Genomic DNA, 19,651 nt, shown 5'->3' with positions numbered 1-19,651 from the left:
TCGCAAGAGCCCAGTGCGGCCCGCTCCTCGGCTCGGACCGTCCAGTGCAGCGGACACGACCGGGACGTGAGCGTCTTGACTAAGCGGGTCGTTGGAGGTCAGGCCAGCTCCCATCGGGCGAGCTTGGGCGGCCCATCCCAAACAACTCGACAAGGCTCACCGGGCGCGTCCGGGTCGACCGACTCGTTAGTCGCCTTTCGCGAATCCGAACAGATCACCGGTCGCACGGTTCCGGGCGCTTTGGATGCGGCCGCTACCGTCGCACGCAGAACGCGGGTGTGGGCTGGGAGAAGCCCTTGAGCTCCAAAGGGCCGAGATCCTCGAACCGAAACCGCTTGCCGATGCACAGCTCCCGTACTGCCACAGACACCGCTATGTCGCCGGGTGAGGCGGCCGAGCACAGCCGAGCAGCCAGCTGTACGGCCGCGCCGAACAAGTCTTCGTTGTCAGTAATGGGCTCGCCAGCAGCGATACCGATCCGAAGATCGATGGAAACCTCAGCATCCTCGTTTCGCCGCCGCATGTCTGCCTGGATTGACAGGGCAGCATCGACGGATGCAGTGACCGACGAGAACGAGGCCATGATCCCGTCGCCAGTGTGTTTCACCTCCCGGCCCCCGTGTCTCTCAAGGGCCGAGCGAACGACTCGGTCGTGGAGACGGATGATTTCCATTGACCCTTCATCGCCGAGTCGCTGAGTGATCGCAGTCGAGTTGCAGATGTCGGTAAACAGGATCGACCGGACTCCCGGAGCGACGTAGGCCTCGCCGACCGGGTGAGCCGGCAGCGTACCCAAGAAGGCCGCCATGTTGCCCTGCTCCACCTCGATGATGGTCGAGGCCGTCAATCCGTGCGAGTCACGGTGGACGGCATCGATGGCGTCTTTACTAGGGCCTTCGGCGAGGCAGAAGATCGAGCCGGCGGTCGGGTCGAACCAATAAGTGACGTAGCGGACCCCGTACCTGTCCTGGACAGCGACGTCCTGTCCGTGCGCGCCCGCCACGTCCTCCGGGGTCAACCCTGGGGCGTCGTGGCGGTCGAGGTACCAAGGCACTCGGAAGAGGGTACGTCGAATTGACGGTGGGTGCTTGAGGAACTCAATCCCCCGGACCTTGGTGCAGCACACGACTGGCTGAACAGGCCAGAGGTGATGTTTTGCCAGCTCACGGTCGGCTCGCGGTGTCCGGCTCGTCCGAATCGGGCGACCAGATAGGGCCAAGGGGACCAACCGACGTCCCCAGGGGGCGCGCAAAGCGGCTGCCTTACGTTTTGATCGCTGATTGGATGACAGGCGACCGTCTATTTCGGATCGGTCCCGTCAACAGCCCAAGGCCCTTTCTGACCGTTTCAATTTCGCCATCGGCCGTCGAGTCGAGCACGCAAGGGCACGCATCCGACGCGTGTGAGGTCGTCGCGATCGCCCGGTCAGCATTGGTGGCACCCGAGCCGCAACCGCAGGATTCGCGGGTGGCTGTCTACTTCTGCGGCGAACCGAGTCAATCGTGACGCGGGCTATGGGTTGCGACCCATAAAGGCGAGGAGCTTGTCCTGCGCCGAGGCGTTCTCGGGGACGTCGACGACGGGACCGCAAACACCGGGAGTCCGCAACATTGCGTCCATTGGGGTGACCGCCTGTATGCACTCGGCCACCAAGTCCGGAGGCAGCGTGGTGTCCTGGCCGGTCGCCTTCGCGAGGTCCCACGCGTGCGTTAGATGCTCCATGAATGCAATGCTCGCCATCATCTGCGGGGCCATCGATCCGAAGGGCATCTCCCAGTTGTGCTCAAGGGCACCAGGGCTACCCACGGCGGCGAGGAGCGCGGACCGGCGCTGGTCGTAGCTGCCCGCCGGGTCCCGGCCAACCTGGTCTCCCTCAGGCATCGCCGCCTGGGCACCTCCGGCCGCGGTGGCCAGCATGGTGAGTCCACCCAGCATGTGGTTGAGGAGAGCCCGCACATCAAACTCGGAGCAGGGAGTCGGCTTCGACATGTCCGCCATCTGGACTCCCTTGACCTTCTCGCTAGCAACTGCCGTGGCGCGCTCGATGCGCTCGATCGGATCCATACCGGCTCCCTCCCTAGTAGGTGTCGAGTGGTGCGATCATGTTCCCAGGTTCTTGATTACGCAACCAGCATGGACGGGCGCGCAGGATCCAGCATGTCATCTCGCTAGGCTCCCGACGGTGATCCAAGCACCTGATGGAAGGAGAGCCGAAGATGTCTCAAGATGATGTCAGGACGATCCGAGCGGCCTATGAGGCATTCGCCAAGGGTGACATTCCCGCGGTGCTGAGCAACTTCACGCCCGACATCGAGTGGATCGAAGCTGAAGATACTGGTTTACCCTTCGCCGGAACCCACCGCGGGCAGGATGCAGTTGCGAGCGAGGTGTTCGCGACTGTCCCCGAGAACTGGGATGACTTCACCGTGACACCGGAGCGGTTCATTGACGGAAGCGATGCGGTCGTAGTCATAAGTCGGTTCCGCGGGAAGGGGAAAGGTGGGACTCCCCTGGATGTGCAATCGGCGCAGCTTTTCGAGATGAGGGACGGGAAGGTCGCGCGAATGCAGCACTTCACCGACACTGCTGCCTGGTGGCGATCCGTCTTCGCGAAGCCCTAGCTGCACGGTAAGGCCGGTGGTCCGCCTGGGATTCTCACGAGGTGAGTTCACCAGGTTCCCACAGAAGGACGGCCAAATCTGAAGGCGGGCAGCCGCTCAAGTGGCTCACGCAAAGGGGTCAACTCGAGTGTCCGCCGTCAGGCCTATGCGCTCGGGCCGGTGAATGACATTGATGATGACGACCCGGGTCGCGGGATCGCCGGTTCTGTCGCGGCACACACCTCGCTCGGAGGTAGCTCCGGGCGTCATTCTGCGTTCGAACAGCCGTTCCGCGCCCACGAGCGATCTGGCGGCACGCTCGGTACCACCCTTCGACGGCTGCGTCGGGCCGAGGCATGCTCGGGAACCGTCGATCGGATCGCCTTGACGGTCGTTTCCAGCGACATTCTCATGTGGAACGGCCTGTCAAGTGGGTCGCGAGGCTCCTTTGGGATGGCCTTTTGGACGCGCCGGACCGAAGGTCCGGGGCGATGTTTGTTGATTGAGCAGGCGGCGGGGGCCCTGGGGTCAAGAACGCAGCGCCCGCAGGCGTAGCCGAGGACGAACGGTTCTTGACGCTGGGGTGGCGGCTGCTACGCCTCCCCCGAGGGGGAGGGGTGGTGGTCTGGGTCGGGGGCTTGTCAGACGGGCCAGCCGATCGTGGATCGGACCACCGCCACTCTCATGTACGCGTGTCGGAATCGCAGAGTGTGATTGCGCAGAAGTTGGCCCCTCACTGCGTTCGCCGCCACGGGGTGGCGGCAGAGAATGTACGGGCGTCGGGTCTGCGATGGCGGTTGGCTGGCGCGTCTGGGAAGTCCCGGATGCCTCGGGCGCCGATCGGCGAGGCACTCGGATTGACCTGCTCATCTCATGCGGTGATCTCGGCCCATACGAACCCGGCGAGCTCCCTGGCGACCGCGGCGGCGACGGTGCTCCTGTTTTCTTTGCGTCCGGCGAGATGCCGCCAGCGGGCACATAGGCGTTGCTGGGCTTTCCAGGATCGGGCGACCACCATCGGGTCGAGCCCTTGTTGGCGGCGCTTGATGCGGGCGGATAGGACCGGGGCGTAACGGTACGACCACGCGGATTCGACCAGCTGGTCGCGCACGTTGACGTTGCCGGCGTGAGTCAGCTGCCCCCGCCAGGTCGACTCGCCGCTGGAGTACTCGCGAGGAACCAGCCCACAGAAGTTCATGAACGCCCCGGCTGTGTTGAACCGGCGCCAGTCACAGATCTCGGTTGCCAATGTCAACGCACCGACGTGCTCGATACCCCTATAGGCGCCGAGGCGGGTTACCGCGTCGACAAACAGGTCGTGGGCGAACCAGGTCCTCAGCTCCGCCTCCATCGCTTCCAACGTGGCCTCTCGGGTTGATAACTCGGCCAGGTAGAACTGGAACGCCACTCGCACAGCGGGGTCGTCGAAATAGCGGGTAGCCACCCAGTTTCGGTGCTTGATTGTCCAGGTGTCCCCATCACGCCACACCACCGAGTGGCGCAACAGGAACGACCCGATGCGGTTCCGAGCCCTGCTCAGGTCCCGCACCGCAACCCTGCGGGCCCGACAGACATCGCGGACGCCTTCCTCCGCCGGCGCTGGCACCCGAATCGGCGTCAGCTCACCAGCCCTGTGCAGGCGAGCCAGCCGCTTCGCGTCACGCCGGTCGGTCTTGATCTTGTCGCCCGGGGCCCGAGGTATCAGCGAAGGGGCGATCACATCGCAACGCACACCGAGGCGGCCCAACAGCCGGTGCAACTCGTAGCCGGTCGGACCGGCCTCATAACACGCCCACAGCTTCCCCGGGGAACCCAACCGGGTCACCAGCCGGCGGACCGACTCCTCATCGTGGGCGATCTTCTCCACATCCGCGACCCGATCCTCCGGGCGCAACACCCCCACAGCGATCCAATCCCTCGAGACGTCCATACCGAGGTGAATCACTCCCCGATGCGACAGACTATTTCTGGACACGGTCGGCTCCCTTCCGTATGTGGCTCCATCCACAACTCACGCGGATGACCCACGCATTTTGTTGCGGAACCGAGCCGGCCGTTCCATTACAACTGCGTGAGCGTTCGGCGCGCCCGAGCACCCGGCGGCGGTGGTGGTCGGGCGCGCCGGTTCGCCGCACGCGTGTTCATGTCCTGATCGCTTGGAGGACGAGGATCGAGCGCACCAGCGGTTCGGTGGCGTCGCCAAGGCGAGCAAGAGCATCGGCCGAAACGGCGGCCCGATCGTCGGGTGACAGCCGGGTGAGGAAGGGCGCGTGCTGGGCCATCCCGAGCCGCCAGTCGATTAGGTGGCTGCGGTCGAGCTCAGGAAACGGCACCCGGATCAGCTCTACACGGGCGTCGAGGCCGGCACCCTTCGCAGCCGCGGCGCAGCCCTCGACCGTCGCCATCAGCGGTGTGACCTCCGTGCGTAGCGCCGCGTACCACGGCTGTGGCGACCATCCCCGCGCCGCGAGAGCATCTTCGACGGCTGCCTTGACCGGATGGGTGTCGTCGGTGGCGTAGGCGGCGGCAAGAAGAGCGCCACCTGGTCGGGTGACACGGGCCATCTCGCGCAGACCGTCAGCGGGAGCGGCCAGGTGGTTGAGGGAGAACGCCGCCACCGCCGCATCGAATGTCGATCTGTCGAAAGGCAGGGCGACAGCGTCGCCCACGACAGCGGGCGGACGTCGGGCGGCGTCGTAGGCGAGCATCCCCAAGGCCACGTCGATGGCGACGACCCCAGAGGCGCCGGCCCCGAGGACGGCGCGGGTCACAGCGCCCGTCCCCGCACCCACGTCTAGCACGCGACATCCCTTGAGAGGAACCGGGCAGCGGGCGGCGAGCACTTCGGCTAGGCGGTCGTAGATGCGTCCAGGTCCCTCCTGCCATGCCCCGCCGGTGACGGAGTAGGCGGCTGCTGCGTCGGTTGTCACAGAAAGGCCGCTCCATCCCGCGCTGCGTCGCACCACCAGGCCAGCTCTTCACCGTCGCCTAGAGCCTTTTCCCACCCGAACTGCACTACCGCTCCGAGCAGGCACAGGCCGAGCTGGCGGTCCCACCACCCGCCGATGTCGACACCGTGGCCCTCCAGGGCGGTACGGAACGCCTCGATCGACGACTCCTTGGACATCGGCAGCCGGGACCGGTCGAGCGCGAGGTGCCAGGCCAGCTCGTGACACGCAGGCCCCTCACCGACATACGCCCAGTCGATCAGCACCGTGCGTCCATCGACTGCCGTGCCCGTGTTCGACGCTTTTACGTCGCCGTGCAAGAAGCACGACGGTGTCTCCCTGAGCGCAGTTGCGAGAGGCCCCGTGTCCCAGCGCAGCTCATCGACCAAACGGGCGAGATCCCGCGGAGCACGCTCGTCGAAGCGGCGCCACCCTTCCTCGGCTACCTGAGGTACACGCTCCGGCCAGCCCAGGACGCGCTCGCCCTCGATGGCCGCACGGCCGAACCACGCCCAGCGGGCTTCGTAGGGCAGCAGGCCCGGCCCCGCTTCGGGATCGTCGCGCCAGCCCCACGTCGCCGCGCAAAACCCGGCGAGGTGGTCGAGGAAGGTCGCGTAGTCGGCGGTGGGGATCACCACGTCGCCAGCGGGAAGCAGTTCGGCTGAGACGTCGCGCATCAGCAGGGCCGCGCCCCAGCGGTTGCGGCCGTGCCCGAGGGCGGCGCCCACGATGGCGTGGTCGATCAGGCCCCCCGCTGAATCCAGTAGTCCGCCAGCCCAGGCCCGCACCGTCCGGCAGCTCAGATCTCCCGACACACGCATGGTGAAGTCGTGATCCAGATGCAGATACTTCACGACGTGGGCCACACCGGCGATCCACACCCGTTCGAACACGGCGCTCGAGCGGCCATCGGGATTGACGAACGGCTCACGGTCGTCCACCTCGGCCAATAGGTCATTTACCGACGGAGCCAAGCTGCGCACGTCAACCAGCATTGTCGGCCGACGCCATCTCGGCGAGCAGACCGGCATCCCACCGGCCGCCACAGAAGAACTGATCACGAGCGAAGCGCCCGTCGAGGTCGAAGCGCAGCACGTGACAGTGATGCGTTGCGTGCGAGATTCCCCGCTCAACCCAGGTCAGAAGGTAGGCGGCGGCCCCGCGGCCGCAGCGTGGAGGAAGCGTTCCACCGACCGCGGGTGAGGTCCCCGTCTCATCCACAGTTACCGACCTCGTCGGTGGGGCCGGCATCGAGTTCACAGACCGAGGCGAACAGAACTGAAAGGCGTCCCCGGCACGTGGAAGCTCTACGCCGTCGAGGCCTGACACTCACGCGTACCCGCGACATGACGACGGGCCATGAGCGCAGAACGATGTCCGTGCGCCCAATCCCGCCGTGCCGGATTCGGCACGGAGGATGTGGGTGGAGCTGATCGAGCATCCACCGTCTGGATCGTGGTGAGGGTTACGTTCAGCTTGCCGAGGTCTGGTCTGACTTGTAGAGAGGGTTGACGGTCAACCTGTCCGAGAGCAGCGTTGTCGACCAGTCTCTCGGTGGTGGTGCCGCTGGTTGAGTGCGGCGGATCGCCCTGCGCCAACAGGACGACCCACCGTGCCGCACGAAGCGGCGGTGCCATCCCGAATCCAAGACAGGAAAGAGAGGGATGGCTGTGACAATCGTAGATAGCCCGCGCCCGGTCACGCGCGGTGTGGACATCCACCTGGATGTGAATGTTGCCGCGGTGCTCGATCGTATTGGTGGCCTTCTCGGTGTGGAGTCGTTTCCGACCTCGGCGGAGGGCAACCGGTAGTTGTTGGAGTGGATGGCCGGCTTCGGGGAACTGGAGCGTGTCGGGGTGGAGGGCACAGGGTCGTATGGGGCGCCCCTGGCGAGATTCCTCAGGGACTGTGGGGTCGAAGCGTTGGAGGTGGACCGACCGAACCGCCAGGAGCGCCGGCGCAAGGGCAAGAACGACACGGTGGACGCGATCGAAGCAGCGAGGGCCGCGCAGGGGCAACGCCAACTCGGTGTAGCCAAGACCAAGGACGGCAACGTGGAAGCGATCCGAGCGCTGATGGTCGCCAGGCGGTCCGCCAGGGACATGAAGATCGCTTCGCTGAACCAGATCCGACATCTCGGCTTCACCGCTCCTGAGGAGATCCGCCAGTCACTAGAAGGGATTTCCCGCCTTCTGGTCGCGAAACGCGCGGCCGCGATGCGCCCCAGAGCTGACAGCGACCCGGTCGGCTATGCGACCAAGACAGCGTTGCGGGCTTTGGGACGGCGGGTCCTCGAGCTCGACTCCGAACGCAGAGAACTCGACAAGCTTCTCGACGCCCTGCTGGCCGAGACCGCTCCCGGGCTGATCAGCCTCTACGGGGTCGGCAAACACTCCGCGGCCGCGTTGTTGGTCGCTGCTGGAGACAACCCGGAGCGCATCAGGTCCGAGCCGGCATGGGCCCGGCTGTGCGGTGTCAGCCCCCTCGAAGCGTCATCGGGCAAGATCACCCGACACCGGCTCAACCCCGGCGGCAACCGCCAAGCCAACGCAGCGCTATGGCACATCGTCATAACCAGGATGAGTTCCGACGTGCGTACCATCGCCTACGTGGAGCGTCGAACCAAAGACGGGCGCACCAAGAAAGAGATCATCAGGATCCTCAAGCGCTGCATCTCGCGCGAGATCTACCCCTACATCATCGCCGCCGTCTAACCGGCGACCGTCGTGGTGGCGGGTCTGCCCCGAGAATCGGCTGACAACCCGCACGCGGGCAGGTGCTTAGAACGATCTGTCGACCCGCCGCCACCCATCCGAGATCTCCTCGGCGAGGGACCGCTGGCCTACTAAGAGCCAGCCAGCTGGCCCATCCGTGTCTTGCCGCAACCCCCGCCGACGACCCCACCGAAAGAATCAGAAATGACCCCTTGACATTCCTAGGAGCATCGTTCCGCTCGGACCCAGCCGCGGGCCCCTTCTAGTTCTCGCCCATCACCTCTCGAAGCTGGGCCGTATCGACGTACTGCTGGAACCCGGTCACCTTCCCATCCCGAAGGCGCCAGACATGTGTCATCTGGGCGTCAAGGTGCTTCCCAGTCACCTTGTGGGTGCCCGCGTAGCGACCTTCGACCACGACCGTCTCACCCGCCTCATGAAACTCTTTCGGGTTGACGGTAAATCCATCCCAATCCGCACCTAGCTTGACAAAGAGGTTGTTCACGATGGCGTCTGGGCCTATCCAGGGTTCACCGCTGGGCTGGTAGGGGTTGTTTTCAGCTTCCCGCCACTCGATGTTCGGATCCATGCCTCCCAGCACCATTTCGATATCACCACGACCGAAGGCTGCATACAGCTCTTGCATGGTTTTGACGTTGCTCATCGTTTCCCCTCCTGGATCAGCTTGCCGACGCCAAGGAGTACACCCAAGCCGGGCACCAGTCAAGGCCTTCTGTCGTCCCGGCGACAGCGCCATAACGCCGGCGCACCGTGTTATCCCAAGGCGGCGAACAACCTTCGCCACCCGGGCGAGTGGCCGGGGGGAGTTTCACCCCCCGGCTCTCTCAGAACCGGACGTGACAGTCTCCCGTCATCCGGCTCCCACGGGTCGGCCTCGAAGCGGTGGGGCGAGTTGCCAGTGAGCGAATAGGGCTGGCTGGTGGTGGTGTACACGAACCAGCCAGTCGAATGCTCTGGCGTATCGCTTTCGGAATCGTTTGAACTTCTGCATGGCCCATCTGACGAGGTGGTCGTTGATGCGCCATGCGAGGAAGCGCAACTCGGAGCGGTAGAAGACTCCGTAGTAGTTGATCCAGCCTGTGGTCACCGGGTTGATGTCGGTAGCGAGGCTGGAGAGGTCCGCCCAGCTGCGACGGTTGAGATGCCAAGTCCTGATCTTCTGGCCGATCGCCTTGCGTGCTTTACTGCTTATGGCCGGCACGAACCCTGTGAAGTGTCCGTATGGGCCTTTGAGCAGGCGCCCCCGGAAGGTGAACCCGAGAAAGTCGAAGCTGACATGCTCCGAGGTTCCGGGCCGGTTCGAGTCTTTGCAGTACACGATCCGGGTCTTGTCGGGGTGCAGTTCGAGACCAACCGTCTCGAGCCGTTCGGCGACCTTGGCCCGAAGATTTTCGGCTTGGGTCTGGTTGTCGCAGTGGATCACGATGTCATCCGCGTAACGCTCGAACGGACAGCCCGGGTGTTCCCGGTCCATCCAACGATCGAGCGCGTAGTGCATGAACAGGTTGGCCAACACCGGTGAGATCGGCGACCCTTGCGGGGTTCCTTCCTCCCTGGGGACCAGGGTGCCGTCCGGCATCTGCATGGGGGCTTTGAGCCACCGTTCGATGTAGAGCAGCACCCATCTTTCGCTGGTGTAGTGAGCGACCGCCTTCATGAGAAGGTCATGGGGGACGGAGTCGAAGAACGCCCGGATGTCGCAGTCGATCACCCAGTCGTGCTCCCAACACCGCCTTCGACAGGTCTCGACCGCGTCCTGGGCGGAGCGCCCTGGGCGGTAGCCGTAGCTGTCAGGGTGGAAGATCGGTTCCAGCTTGTCTTCCAGCAGCATCGCTGCTGCGGTCTGGGCCACCCGGTCAGCCACGTTGGGCACACCAAGGACCCTGACCCCCGCCCCATGATCTTTCGGTATCTCCACCGCCCGCACCGGGCCCGGGAAGTAACTCCCCGAGCTCATCCGGTTCCACAGCTTGTAGAGGATGTCCCCCCACCGCTCCTGAAACACGTCGATGCTGACGGCGTCCACGCCCGGCGCCCCAGCATTGGCCCGGACCTTCTCCCACGCCCGGAAGACCAGGCGCTTTTCGATGTCGAACGACTTCCGCTTCGTAGGCTTCGATCCCTCCGTCGGCTCCTCCCCCACAGGGTTGGCCTCCGGTCGATCTGATCCGCCCGGCCCCGTCACTCCAGCCCCATTACAGAGCCTTCACCGCTACTACGGGCCGGTCCGCCCCTGTGCCCCGCATCGGTACTCTCCGCCTCCGGGTGGTATTCCCTTGGCGTTCTCCCTCTCGCGACCAGGGGGCCGACAACACCCATTTCGACTGGCCGTCACTATCGGGGCGACAGGTTCTCCTGTTCCATGCCAGCGCCTGCGACACGCTCACGCCACCTCTACACCGGACACCGTCAAGACAGCCACCAGGCAGCCTCCTGACCCCGGCCCACCCGACCAGCGGGCACGCCTTCATCCCGGGAACTACGAGATTCCCCGGTTTCGATGTCATCGTTCGCCGTTTCGATGCGTCATCAGTGGTTCACTCACGTTCGTCTTCATGTCGCACACCTGACCCCTCACACGGGGCCTTTTCCGCAACGCTCACCACCACGCCTCTTAAACGCAGCAGCTTGCGGTGGTTTGGGATCTCCGCCTGATCGGCGATCCCGGAGGGCCAACCTCCATCACCAGCACAGCACGGCTCGTGACAACAACCTTCTACATCGTCACCACTCCCCTTTCAGGACACACCTCGTAGTCGGCGATCTCGAGCGGGTCGGTGTCGAGCTCCGGCGTTCGGTCGGTGGGCCCTGATCTCCGGCGACAAATAATCGGATGCGTTGTTATTCGGGGTCAGTCGGAGACAAGGCGGGTTCGTGTTTTTGAGCGTTGTGACGGGACCCGAGCAAAGCGACCAAACCCGCAGCGGAGGCAACAGCAGCAGGGGCTAGGAGGCCGACGATTGCGGTCGCTCGTGTTGTGGTGTCAACGCCTGGGAACAAGAGTGGGCCGTTGCTGACCCCCACTTCGATCGCCATGACGATGTCAGACACCACGACGATGACCACGAGAAGCTCCACTGAGGTAACAGTCACTCGACGCCACAGGTTTGGCTGCTGGAGGCTGCTTAGCACGGACGCTGCGATAAGCATCAACACAATGGTCAGATTCGTGCCGGCAGAAGTGAAGACGCTCAGCCGATCCGCGAAGTCCACGGGCGGTGAGCCAATGAAGGAGAAGCTAGAGCCATCGACGGGGACCGGGTTTGTGATGGTCAGGCTGATCGTCTGAAGTAAAGCCGCCACCATCGCCGCGACCACTGCCAAAAGGAGAAGACTGGCTACAAGACCTGAAACCGGTCGCAAGAACAGCAGAGAAGGCTCGTCGCTGTCGGTCACGCTCTTTGCCTCAACAACATTGAGGCCAAGACGAGGAAGGCTGCGGCCAAGGCAAGAATCGTGACATATCCGACTGCTTGCGACGCAGCATCTGAGGCTTTCAAGATGGCACTGTGACCGTGCTCGGGGGTCGCCAACTCGACAACTCCCACTAGCCCCACAATGCTGAGCCCGATCAAGATCAAACCCGTCGCCGCCCCTAGCACGCAAGCTAGTGCTCGTAACCGTCGGCCCCCGTCCATCATCAGAACCAACACAGATCCAAGCAAACAAAGAGCTGTGGGCAGCCTCACGATCCCGGAGATCGACACGAGACGGCCGCCGACCGGGCCGAAGAAGAAGTCGATGACGTTCTTGACTTGGACTCCCACGGTCGCCAACCCACCAACAAGAAGGGCCGCCCCTACAGGCAGGGTGAACCGACCAAGAACCTCCGTCGGCCGTACCCTCCCCAGGGGGTCCTCGACAGACACGGGCTAAGACGATACGACATTGAGATGACACGCCGCGGAAGCGCATAGGATCGAATCACGCGCCCGTCCCCAACCGTCAACCAAAGGATCGCCGGAGCGCGAGAACAATATGGACGTGCCGCTGCTTGGTCGCCTCGGAATCGGTCAGCGAGTAGTCCTGGTTGTCTCGCTAGCTCTCGCCCTTCTTGCTGTGGGCGTCTATGTCTCGACCCTCGGGCTTTCCGGAAACCGCATCTATGGCACCGGGGGTATCGAATATGGCAGCTTCCTTAGCCCTTCGCAGCCGTCCTCACCTCCCACGAGTTGGAACGTGGGGATTCTCGGGTCACGAGTCGGACCAGACCTCTCCGGTTGGCAGCAGCTCCTTGTGTGGGTTGGGCTGATCCTCGTATGGGCGGCTCTGTCGGTTGCCCTTCTGCGAATACCCCATCGCCCAGACGTGGGAGCCGAAACGGGCTGAAACCCCGATCGCCGATATCTCGCGTCCTCGCCCATGTCGCGGCCGTAACTGGATGCGCTCATGTTCTGTTTCAAGTTGGGCTGAGCAACGTCACCTGGACCGGGGGGCATACAAGGAGGAAGTTCCCGCTGCTCACCAGGTCGGTGTAGTAAATGCCAGCTTGCAAAGGGGGTAGCTGGCCGCCCCCATCACACATGGGCGTGACTGAACCTGATGTTGGCTGTTGTGAGCAGGCCAAGTAGGTCGTTTGGACCTTGATCGCAATCTTGGTGTCCCCTGGATGGAAGGAGATGGCGCTACGTCTGTTGTACGCGCAGACGGCTGGCCACGCCACCATGGGGTGGTAACTCGAGCTGGTAAGCACGACCTCGTAGCTGGTGGCGCAGCCCGGAGGCGCGCCGATGGTGTGCTTTGTGGAGTTGGTGACGATGAGTGTGCCATTGATCGGTGTCCCGGCTCGCACCTGTGTCGAATCGAGATACAGCCAGGATGAGAGCTCTGGTGCGCGTTCCGGGTATGCATTTCGGGATGAGGCGCATCCGCCAGCGGCAAGTATCAGGGCCGCGGCGACGACCCTGAATCGAAAGCGCCTATGGCGCTCGGCTCTCGGGAGGCTGCCGCGGGTCATGTCCAACTTGACGTTCGTCGCGTGGGCTTGCATCCCTGCCTCCAGGGGACCAGGGTGAAACGACGAACGGCTCAGGAGCCCACTGAAGGCGCCGAATCGGTGTGTTCCGGCGGGCCGGGTGCGTAATCGCAGGCGCTGCTGATCTGGCGCGATGCTGGAGCTGTGGTCAGCTGGGCGGTAAACGGGATCGAGTTGCCGTTCGGTGACCAAGCCAGGGCGTGGTGGGTCGGTCAGGACGGCAAGTGGTCCGAGCAGCCGATCGGTGACGCAGAGGCGCTGCCGGGTCGATTCGTGTTGGCTGGTTTGGTGGATGCGCATTCTCACCCGGCGGTGGGAAGGGGGCCAGACGGTCCGGTGGCCCTTGACTTAGAGCAAGCGCGGGCAAGTCTGGTCGCTTGGGCCGAGACAGGGGTGACATTGATACGGGATGTGGGCTCTCCGGGTGGGCTCATCCTCGAACTATCGGGGGTGGAGGGTTTGCCGGCGGTCCGAGCGGCGGGTCGATTCCTCGCACCACCGGATCGGTATTTCCCGGAGTTGCTTGTGGAACCCGTCGGGGAGGCGGACCTGGTCGACTCGGCGCTTGCTGAGGTACGGCGCGGGGCCGCCTGGGTGAAAGTGATCGCTGATTTTCCTCACGTCCCGACCTTCACCGATGTGGCCCCGACCTATCCGGTTGAACTGATCGCGCAGTTATGCCAGGCCGTCCACCAGTTAGGGGCCCGGGTTGCGGTGCACGCCACGTTGCCCGGGCTTGCCCCTCTGGTTGCGGCGGGAGTTGATTCGATTGAGCACGGGCCGGGTCTTGATGAGCAGACCATCTCGGATATGGGTGGTCTCGGCGTGGCCTGAACGCCGACACTGTGTGCGATGCTCGCCGCTGCCGAAGATGTCGATGCTCCGCCTGATCGTCGGGAGCGGGCACGCGAGACTCGATCTCGTCTCCCGGAGTTGTTGGTGCATGCGGTTCGGGCGGGAGTGCCCGTGCTGGCAGGGACGGACGTGGTCGGCTCGATTCCTGAAGAGGTCGCCCTACTCGCCGAAATGGGTTTAGACCCAGCCCAGGCCTTAGCGGCCGCCAGCGCGTGGCCGCGCCGTTTCATCAACCCCCAAGACGAGCGCGCCGACATCGTCACCTACCACCACGATCCCCGTGACGACCCATCAGAACTCCGGCGTCCGGCAGCAGTCGTCATCGCCGGGCGACGGTTGCGCTGACTTCCTGCACGAGCCGGATCGCCGAGTCTGGCGCTCGAGTTCGACGCCCTCGGCTTTTGGCCATAACTAGATGCGCTGATGTTCTGATCGCTACCAAGTCTCAGGCCGTCGGTACCATGGCGGTATGGCACGCCATGCAGCTGACCTGCCCAGCGATCCCGCTGTTGTCGTCACGAATCCAGACGATGAGGTCAGCGCCGAGACCTTTCGCGCCTGGTTGGACCACCGCCAGAGCGGGGAGCCGGCCAGCCCGGCCGTGCGGGCAGCCGAGACCTTGGCTGAGGTTCGTGCCCTCGGCGAAGCGTGACACCGGTCGTCATCGACGCCTCGGCCGGGGTGGAGCTGGTGGCCGACACGATGCGTGGCCGAGCACTTCGAGGTCTACTACCCACCGACAGTGTTCCCTGGGTTCCTGATCACTTCTTCGTGGAGTGCGGGGCGGTCCTTCGCCGCTGGGAACTGAACGCAGTCCTGCCGACAGACGGCATCGGTACAGCAGTGGCCGAGTTGAAGACGTGGCCCCTGCGGGTCGCCCAGGTTCGGGGCCTGCTCGACGACGCATGGCGTCTCAGGTTCAATCTGACCGTCGCTGACGCCCTGTATGTCGCCTTGGCCGAGCATCTCGACGCGAAGGTTCTGACTGACGATGGCCACCTAGTGAACGCACCCGGTCTACCTGTCGGAACCCTTCACCTCCCTTAGCCCTGACATTCGGCGCTGGTCGCGACGGAGTGCCGGAGGAACACGGGTGACGCTTATCGCCGATTCGCGCGCACGTGCTCGGGCTGCGATCGACGTGATTATGTGCACCCGCGAACCGGAGCTTCGAGACATGTGGAGGTCGCTCCCGCAGATCTCGCAGTGGCTGATCTCGAGCAATACCTTCGTTGGTTCGAGCTCCGGTACAGGGATCTTTTCGATCACGACTGTGTGCTCGCCGCGATAGACGGCGGCGCGCATCATGGGGGTGGTGGCTGCTCCCGGCACCGCTCGGACGCTACCAACAAAACTCGCCGAGCTTGATCTGATCGATCACGACGAGCGGACGATGCGCCACCTGTACTCCCGAGGTGCGCAGTGGCTGATCGACGCCGACTCCCAGGGCCTATTTGCTAGGCACACCCTCAATGATGCTGACCATGGCCGGAGTTGGGATGATCCGGCTCAAGGTGAACCCGGCAGCGTCGTAGAGCGAGCGGAATTCGGCCTCTGAGCGCTGCCGGCCCCCGGTACTCACGAGCATGTTGACGTCGTTGGCGGCCGCACCGCGGCTCTCGAGCGACTCATCGATCCGGTCCGGATAGACACCTTCGATAACGAGCAGCTTGGCACCCGGCTTCATCTCGCGGTGGCAGTTGCGAAGGATGGCGATCGCCCGTTCGTCGGCCCAGTCATGGATGACATGCTTCAGCAGATAAGCATCGCCACCGGAAGGCACATCATCGAAGAAGTCGCCGCCGAGCGCACGACACCGGTCAGCGAGTCCGGCGGCGGCGATCTCATCGCTCGCTCGGGTGGCCACCAGCGGCTTGTCGAACACGATGCCCTCAAGATGCGGATGAGCTCCCAAGATGCCGACCAAAAGGGCACCATTGCCACCAGCGACGTCGACGACTTTGACCGTCGGCGAGAAGTCGTAGGTCGCGGCTACCGCCAGCGCGGTGAGACGGGTTCCCGACGCCATGGCTGCGTCGAAGGTGGCAGCGTCGTCGGGGTCCTGGGCGATCTCGGCGAAGGGGTCGGTTACGCCCCGCTTTCGGAACGCCGGCTCTCCGGTTCGGACGCAGTACTCGAGTTCTTTCCACGAGTCCTGGATCCGAACCCCCGCGAAGAGCAGAACCATAGGTCGGGCGCTCATGGGGGATCGAGATCTTTCCGTGCTTGAACCGGCCAAGCCCGCGCCAGCACTAACCATCCCAAAGCCCAAATTGGCCATCGGGACACACCTCAAGGGAGCCCGGAGGGCGCTGCGGCAATTGATTCGGAAGCAGACTGTCGGTGCAGAAGGGCCGATCCATAATCCGATTGGAGCGTCCTCGGCCCAGCGCCAGATCGGCACGTTGGGCGCGTGTCCTACCACCGCCGGTATGCGACGACCACTCCGTAACACCGGGCGGCCGGTACTTATTCGGGCGTGATCTTGTCGGTTCCGAAGATCGGTCCTGCCCTGGATCGACTCGCATTGGTGAAAATCTCAGACGATGGGCGGCCGGTCGTTGACGGCTGCGGTTTTGTCGGGGTTGAGGCGGAGCCATATTGAGGTGATACGCCCGTTGATGCTCTCACAGGTCATAACGATCGGCCCTTCGGGCCAGTCCATCACGAGCGAAGTGCTCGAGTTGATGTCGACGAGGCGTGCAGACGGTAGCTCGTCGCGGCTCGGGCGAGTCTTGAATCCGAACAGCCGCCAGCCGCCTCTGAGAAGCTGTTGCACTCGTTTGGCACCGACAACGGGATGTCTGGCTGCGCGTCGGGTGGGCCCGGCGTCGGACGTGAGCACGACGTCGGGGTCGAGGAGACTCAAGGCCCTCCCTTCGTCACCTGCGAGCACGGAGTCCATGAGCTGTACCAACAGTTCGCCCGAGGCAGGGCCCGGATCGGGAGTCCCGCCGTTCGGCCGGGCCGAATGCATCTTGCGCCTTGCGCGGGAAAGCAGCTGCCTACACGCCGGCTCGGTTTTTCCGAGTGTCTCGGCGATGATCGAGTAGGGCTCGCCGAAGACGTCCCCGAGAAGGAAAGCGAGCCGCTCGTAGGGGCCCAGCGAGTCGAGCAGGACGAGGAACCCGAGGGTCAGCGACTCGGCGAGCTCGGCCGATTCCTCAACGCTCCTGGCGGTCCGAACCGGGTCAGGAAGCCACGGCCCGACGTACTCCTCCCGCCGCCGGCGCTGCGCTCGCAGACGGTCGAGCGCCAGGCGGGAGGTGACCGTCGTGAGCCAACCGGCCGGGTTGTCCACGCTGCCGACGTTGTAGGTGGCCCACCGTATCCATGCCTCCTGCACCACGTCCTCGGCGTCCGCTAATGAGCCTGTGATCCTGTAGGCCAGGCCGGTCAGGCGCGGACGCTCCCCTTCGAAGACATCCACGCTGCCGGCTGCGGAGCCAGGGTTCACGCGACCCTCGGGTAGGTGCGCCTTCCCTCCCGTGCCCGGGCTGCGAGCATGCCAGAGCGTTCGCCGCTAGCCATCGCCGCGTCGGCCAGCCATCCCGTGGGCCCCACCCAGTCGCCTGCCAGGTAAATCCCCTCCGCCCCGGGCACGGCGACCTCCGGCCGGCCGGCTAACCCTTGGTCAGGGCTGGGAAGCAGGTGAGTGACGACCATGTCGGCCAGGAACCTTTCCTCAACGATGTGACCGTCAGTAATTCCGGCCAGACGGGCGTGGACGTGAAGTTCGGAGCGATCCAAACGTGCGTCGCGTGCCCCGTAGCGCATTACGTGCACCAGGGACCCTCCTCTGGGCGCCAGGTTACCGGGCGGGCAATGCCGCGACAGGTACAACGGCTCGTCCAGTCCAAACACCAGCGGAGGGCGATGTCCCCGCAGCCCGAGATCCAGGCAGGCTGCGGTGACCGCGGGTCCGAGCTCAGGCCAGCCCGGGTCGACCGGCAGCAGCTTGCGGGCCGCTGCGGGGCCGCCGGCGGCGACCACCACCGCAGCAGCAGGCAGCACCTCGCCTCCCGCGAGTAAGACTTCCCATCCTCCCGGGACGCCATTGATAGCGGTGGCGGATTGGTGTGTCCGAATGGTTGCACCGGCTTCCGACGCGGCCGACAAGAGGCCCGCCACCAGGGTTGCCCATCCCCCGTCGAGGTAGGACACGCCCCCGACGAAACCCAGCTTCAGCTGCGAAATGGCGAGGTCGGCTGGCATGCGCTCGAGGTCGGCCACGTAGGAGGTCACTCGAATGAACATCCGAGTCAGTTCGGACACGTCACGGCTTTTCCCCAAAGAACCGGCCCACTCTTCAGCGCTTCGACCCGCCCATCTCGCAGGAGACGCCTTGACAAGTCTGGCGATAAATGAGCCCATCGGGCCGCATACCAGCCGCACCAGCTTGCCGTCGCGGACACCCCGGGCGCCGCGCAACGGCGGTAGATGACCACGATGCGGCACCCCCAGGTCGCGCAGTATCCGCCACGCCTCGCCGCCCCGATAGATAGCGTGCGGACCCTGGTTGAATAGGTAGCCGCCCCGCTCGTCGGTGCGCGCCCGACCTCCGCCGCCGTGGGCCTCCACCACGACCACCCGGTTCCCTGCTCGGGCAGCAGTCGCCGCAGCGGTCAACCCTGCCAACCCCGCTCCGATGACCACTACGGGATCTATGTCATGTTCTCGCATGCAGAAATGACGCCGCCGCCCCAACTCTTGTGACATCGTTCTGAGAAATTTCAAGGCCTGTCGGCTCGCCCTGACACGAGTGCGGGTAGCCCGGAACGCGCCGCCCGGAGCGTGAGCCGCAGGTATCCGCCGAGGTGCCGATCCTGATTATCCAGAACGCCCGATCGATAATAATCCGACTCGAGCGATGATCGGTCGGATGCAGAACGGCATGTCTGAAGCAGTGGGTTTTGTCAAGCAGAGTCTCCGCCCGCGGAGTCCGTTTTGGTTGTGGGTTCGTGGCGTTGCGGGCGAGTGTTAGTTGATGTGTGAGCGCGCGAGGGTGGCCTTCGGCGAGTGGGTCGTCGGGGGTAGGGCGGTCAAGGCCGGCCGGAGGCCGCCCGGAGGGGAAGCCTTGACGGCCCGGTCAGTCCGGTTCGGATAATGGATGTTGAAGCCCCGTCAGGGGCTTCGCGGTCGCGTCTTTCGCCGTTGTGGCCATGGACGCGTGGCGCGGTCGTCTCCAGTTCCCCGTGGGTTGTGGGGTTCAAGCAGGCCGCTCGGCTGCTTGGTCATGTCTTCGCCGGGCCCCGACCGGTGTGGCCGGGTCCGAGCATGGAGCGATCCGGCGCAGCCAACAGTGCCCAATCACATAATGACGACCCGGCAGGGGGTCATGCCGTTCTGCGGGCTGGACTGCTGGCTGCGTCCGAGCGTCACCCTCCTGCGACCCGTGCGAGGCAACGGATGTGACCGTCGCGAAGGCCGTAATACACGAGGGTGAGAACTTTGCGGCCGGCCGCCACCTTGGCGATGTTGCGGCCCCGTCTTTCGGCGATTTGTCGGTAGCAGGCTTTGAAGTCGCCGCCGGCGTGG

The 19,651-nt window shown here is 64.6% G+C and carries 23 protein-coding genes; 8 read left to right on the top strand and 15 right to left on the bottom strand.

What is annotated here, in order from left to right; translation table 11 throughout:
* Positions 1 to 253: 253 nt before the first annotated feature.
* Positions 254 to 1,054, bottom strand: a complete 801-nt coding sequence (locus VFZ97_13850; GenBank protein HEX6394516.1) for a nickel-binding protein — start codon at positions 1,052 to 1,054, stop codon at positions 254 to 256.
* Positions 1,055 to 1,512: 458 nt separating this feature from the next.
* Positions 1,513 to 2,064 (bottom strand): TIGR03086 family metal-binding protein, encoded by a 552-nt coding sequence (locus VFZ97_13845; protein ID HEX6394515.1) that lies wholly within the window; start codon positions 2,062 to 2,064, stop codon positions 1,513 to 1,515.
* Positions 2,065 to 2,216: 152 nt separating this feature from the next.
* On the opposite strand from VFZ97_13845, the gene VFZ97_13840 reads away from it, so the two are divergent.
* Positions 2,217 to 2,621: a nuclear transport factor 2 family protein gene (locus tag VFZ97_13840; GenBank protein HEX6394514.1), complete on the top strand. Its 405-nt coding sequence runs from the start codon at positions 2,217 to 2,219 to the stop codon at positions 2,619 to 2,621.
* Between the two features lie 850 nt (positions 2,622 to 3,471).
* Here VFZ97_13840 and VFZ97_13835 read toward each other — a convergent pair.
* The 4 genes from VFZ97_13835 to VFZ97_13820 all read right to left on the bottom strand — a co-directional run bounded on the left by VFZ97_13835 (position 3,472) and on the right by VFZ97_13820 (position 6,769).
* On the bottom strand, positions 3,472 to 4,545 hold the full coding sequence (locus tag VFZ97_13835; GenBank protein ID HEX6394513.1) for an IS110 family transposase: 1,074 nt from the start codon (positions 4,543 to 4,545) through the stop codon (positions 3,472 to 3,474).
* Between the two features lie 196 nt (positions 4,546 to 4,741).
* Positions 4,742 to 5,530, bottom strand: a complete 789-nt coding sequence (locus tag VFZ97_13830) for a methyltransferase domain-containing protein (protein ID HEX6394512.1) — start codon at positions 5,528 to 5,530, stop codon at positions 4,742 to 4,744.
* Positions 5,527 to 6,531 (bottom strand): phosphotransferase, encoded by a 1,005-nt coding sequence (locus VFZ97_13825; protein ID HEX6394511.1) that lies wholly within the window; start codon positions 6,529 to 6,531, stop codon positions 5,527 to 5,529. Before VFZ97_13825 ends, VFZ97_13830 begins: the two co-directional genes overlap by 4 nt.
* Position 6,532: 1 nt before the next feature.
* Positions 6,533 to 6,769, bottom strand: coding sequence for a hypothetical protein (locus VFZ97_13820; GenBank protein HEX6394510.1), 237 nt, complete (start codon positions 6,767 to 6,769; stop codon positions 6,533 to 6,535).
* Between the two features lie 443 nt (positions 6,770 to 7,212).
* Between VFZ97_13820 and VFZ97_13815 the strand changes: the two genes are divergently transcribed.
* Together VFZ97_13815 and VFZ97_13810 are read left to right on the top strand one after the other, a co-directional pair.
* The gene (locus VFZ97_13815) at positions 7,213 to 7,359 is read left to right on the top strand and encodes a hypothetical protein (GenBank protein HEX6394509.1); all 147 of its coding nucleotides are present in this window, start codon (positions 7,213 to 7,215) and stop codon (positions 7,357 to 7,359) included.
* Between the two features lie 12 nt (positions 7,360 to 7,371).
* Positions 7,372 to 8,262 (top strand): transposase, encoded by an 891-nt coding sequence (locus VFZ97_13810; protein HEX6394508.1) that lies wholly within the window; start codon positions 7,372 to 7,374, stop codon positions 8,260 to 8,262.
* A gap of 262 nt (positions 8,263 to 8,524) precedes the next feature.
* Here the strand turns inward: VFZ97_13810 and VFZ97_13805 are convergent, their stop codons facing one another.
* The 4 genes from VFZ97_13805 to VFZ97_13790 all read right to left on the bottom strand — a co-directional run bounded on the left by VFZ97_13805 (position 8,525) and on the right by VFZ97_13790 (position 12,152).
* Complete coding sequence (locus tag VFZ97_13805; protein ID HEX6394507.1) at positions 8,525 to 8,926, bottom strand: nuclear transport factor 2 family protein; 402 nt, start codon at positions 8,924 to 8,926, stop codon at positions 8,525 to 8,527.
* Between the two features lie 207 nt (positions 8,927 to 9,133).
* On the bottom strand, positions 9,134 to 10,426 hold the full coding sequence (ltrA, locus tag VFZ97_13800; protein HEX6394506.1) for a group II intron reverse transcriptase/maturase: 1,293 nt from the start codon (positions 10,424 to 10,426) through the stop codon (positions 9,134 to 9,136).
* A gap of 698 nt (positions 10,427 to 11,124) precedes the next feature.
* Positions 11,125 to 11,679 (bottom strand): hypothetical protein, encoded by a 555-nt coding sequence (locus VFZ97_13795; GenBank protein ID HEX6394505.1) that lies wholly within the window; start codon positions 11,677 to 11,679, stop codon positions 11,125 to 11,127.
* A complete protein-coding gene (locus tag VFZ97_13790) occupies positions 11,676 to 12,152 on the bottom strand; it encodes a hypothetical protein (protein ID HEX6394504.1) in 477 nt (158 codons plus the stop codon). The genes VFZ97_13795 and VFZ97_13790 overlap by 4 nt, the downstream gene beginning before the upstream one ends.
* A gap of 115 nt (positions 12,153 to 12,267) precedes the next feature.
* Here VFZ97_13790 and VFZ97_13785 point away from each other — a divergent pair, with 115 nt between their 5' ends.
* Complete coding sequence (locus VFZ97_13785) at positions 12,268 to 12,612, top strand: hypothetical protein (GenBank protein ID HEX6394503.1); 345 nt, start codon at positions 12,268 to 12,270, stop codon at positions 12,610 to 12,612.
* Between the two features lie 70 nt (positions 12,613 to 12,682).
* Here VFZ97_13785 and VFZ97_13780 read toward each other — a convergent pair whose 3' ends face one another.
* Complete coding sequence (locus VFZ97_13780; protein HEX6394502.1) at positions 12,683 to 13,273, bottom strand: hypothetical protein; 591 nt, start codon at positions 13,271 to 13,273, stop codon at positions 12,683 to 12,685.
* 129 nt (positions 13,274 to 13,402) lie between these two features.
* Here VFZ97_13780 and VFZ97_13775 point away from each other — a divergent pair, with 129 nt between their 5' ends.
* The 4 genes from VFZ97_13775 (at position 13,403) to VFZ97_13760 (ending at position 15,160) form a co-directional block, all read left to right on the top strand.
* Positions 13,403 to 14,092 carry a hypothetical protein gene (locus VFZ97_13775; GenBank protein HEX6394501.1) on the top strand — a complete coding sequence of 230 codons (690 nt, stop codon included), beginning with the start codon at positions 13,403 to 13,405 and terminating at the stop codon, positions 14,090 to 14,092.
* Between the two features lie 18 nt (positions 14,093 to 14,110).
* A complete protein-coding gene (locus VFZ97_13770; GenBank protein ID HEX6394500.1) occupies positions 14,111 to 14,458 on the top strand; it encodes a hypothetical protein in 348 nt (115 codons plus the stop codon).
* A 124-nt stretch (positions 14,459 to 14,582) separates the two neighbouring features.
* Positions 14,583 to 14,765, top strand: coding sequence for a hypothetical protein (locus VFZ97_13765; protein HEX6394499.1), 183 nt, complete (start codon positions 14,583 to 14,585; stop codon positions 14,763 to 14,765).
* The gene (locus VFZ97_13760) at positions 14,762 to 15,160 is read left to right on the top strand and encodes a type II toxin-antitoxin system VapC family toxin (GenBank protein ID HEX6394498.1); all 399 of its coding nucleotides are present in this window, start codon (positions 14,762 to 14,764) and stop codon (positions 15,158 to 15,160) included. The genes VFZ97_13765 and VFZ97_13760 overlap by 4 nt, the downstream gene beginning before the upstream one ends.
* Here VFZ97_13760 and VFZ97_13755 read toward each other — a convergent pair.
* The 4 genes from VFZ97_13755 to VFZ97_13740 form a co-directional block, all read right to left on the bottom strand.
* Positions 15,131 to 15,445 (bottom strand): hypothetical protein, encoded by a 315-nt coding sequence (locus tag VFZ97_13755; GenBank protein HEX6394497.1) that lies wholly within the window; start codon positions 15,443 to 15,445, stop codon positions 15,131 to 15,133. The two genes, VFZ97_13760 and VFZ97_13755, sit on opposite strands and share 30 nt — an antisense overlap.
* Positions 15,446 to 15,563: 118 nt before the next feature.
* Positions 15,564 to 16,316, bottom strand: a complete 753-nt coding sequence (locus VFZ97_13750) for a methyltransferase (protein HEX6394496.1) — start codon at positions 16,314 to 16,316, stop codon at positions 15,564 to 15,566.
* 336 nt (positions 16,317 to 16,652) lie between these two features.
* Positions 16,653 to 17,570: a sigma-70 family RNA polymerase sigma factor gene (locus VFZ97_13745; GenBank protein ID HEX6394495.1), complete on the bottom strand. Its 918-nt coding sequence runs from the start codon at positions 17,568 to 17,570 to the stop codon at positions 16,653 to 16,655.
* Complete coding sequence (locus tag VFZ97_13740; protein HEX6394494.1) at positions 17,567 to 18,832, bottom strand: FAD-dependent oxidoreductase; 1,266 nt, start codon at positions 18,830 to 18,832, stop codon at positions 17,567 to 17,569. The genes VFZ97_13745 and VFZ97_13740 overlap by 4 nt, the downstream gene beginning before the upstream one ends.
* Between the last annotated feature and the right edge of the window lie 819 nt (positions 18,833 to 19,651).

It is taken from the genome of Acidimicrobiales bacterium (assembly GCA_036378675.1).
Classification (GTDB): Bacteria; Actinomycetota; Acidimicrobiia; order Acidimicrobiales; family Palsa-688; genus DASUWA01.
The sequence above is the reverse complement of the archived record's forward strand: the minus strand, read 5'-3'. Positions and strand labels throughout refer to the sequence as shown.

Coding starts and splice junctions, on each gene's coding strand:
- VFZ97_13845 (HEX6394515.1), bottom strand. CDS start 2,064: ATGGATCCGATCGAGCGCATCGAGCGCGCCACGGCAGTTGCTAGCGAG.
- VFZ97_13840 (HEX6394514.1), top strand. CDS start 2,217: ATGTCTCAAGATGATGTCAGGACGATCCGAGCGGCCTATGAGGCATTC.
- VFZ97_13815 (HEX6394509.1), top strand. CDS start 7,213: ATGGCTGTGACAATCGTAGATAGCCCGCGCCCGGTCACGCGCGGTGTG.
- VFZ97_13810 (HEX6394508.1), top strand. CDS start 7,372: ATGGCCGGCTTCGGGGAACTGGAGCGTGTCGGGGTGGAGGGCACAGGG.
- VFZ97_13805 (HEX6394507.1), bottom strand. CDS start 8,926: ATGAGCAACGTCAAAACCATGCAAGAGCTGTATGCAGCCTTCGGTCGT.
- VFZ97_13780 (HEX6394502.1), bottom strand. CDS start 13,273: ATGCAAGCCCACGCGACGAACGTCAAGTTGGACATGACCCGCGGCAGC.
- VFZ97_13770 (HEX6394500.1), top strand. CDS start 14,111: ATGCTCGCCGCTGCCGAAGATGTCGATGCTCCGCCTGATCGTCGGGAG.
- VFZ97_13765 (HEX6394499.1), top strand. CDS start 14,583: ATGGCACGCCATGCAGCTGACCTGCCCAGCGATCCCGCTGTTGTCGTC.
- VFZ97_13750 (HEX6394496.1), bottom strand. CDS start 16,316: ATGAGCGCCCGACCTATGGTTCTGCTCTTCGCGGGGGTTCGGATCCAG.
- VFZ97_13740 (HEX6394494.1), bottom strand. CDS start 18,832: ATGTCACAAGAGTTGGGGCGGCGGCGTCATTTCTGCATGCGAGAACAT.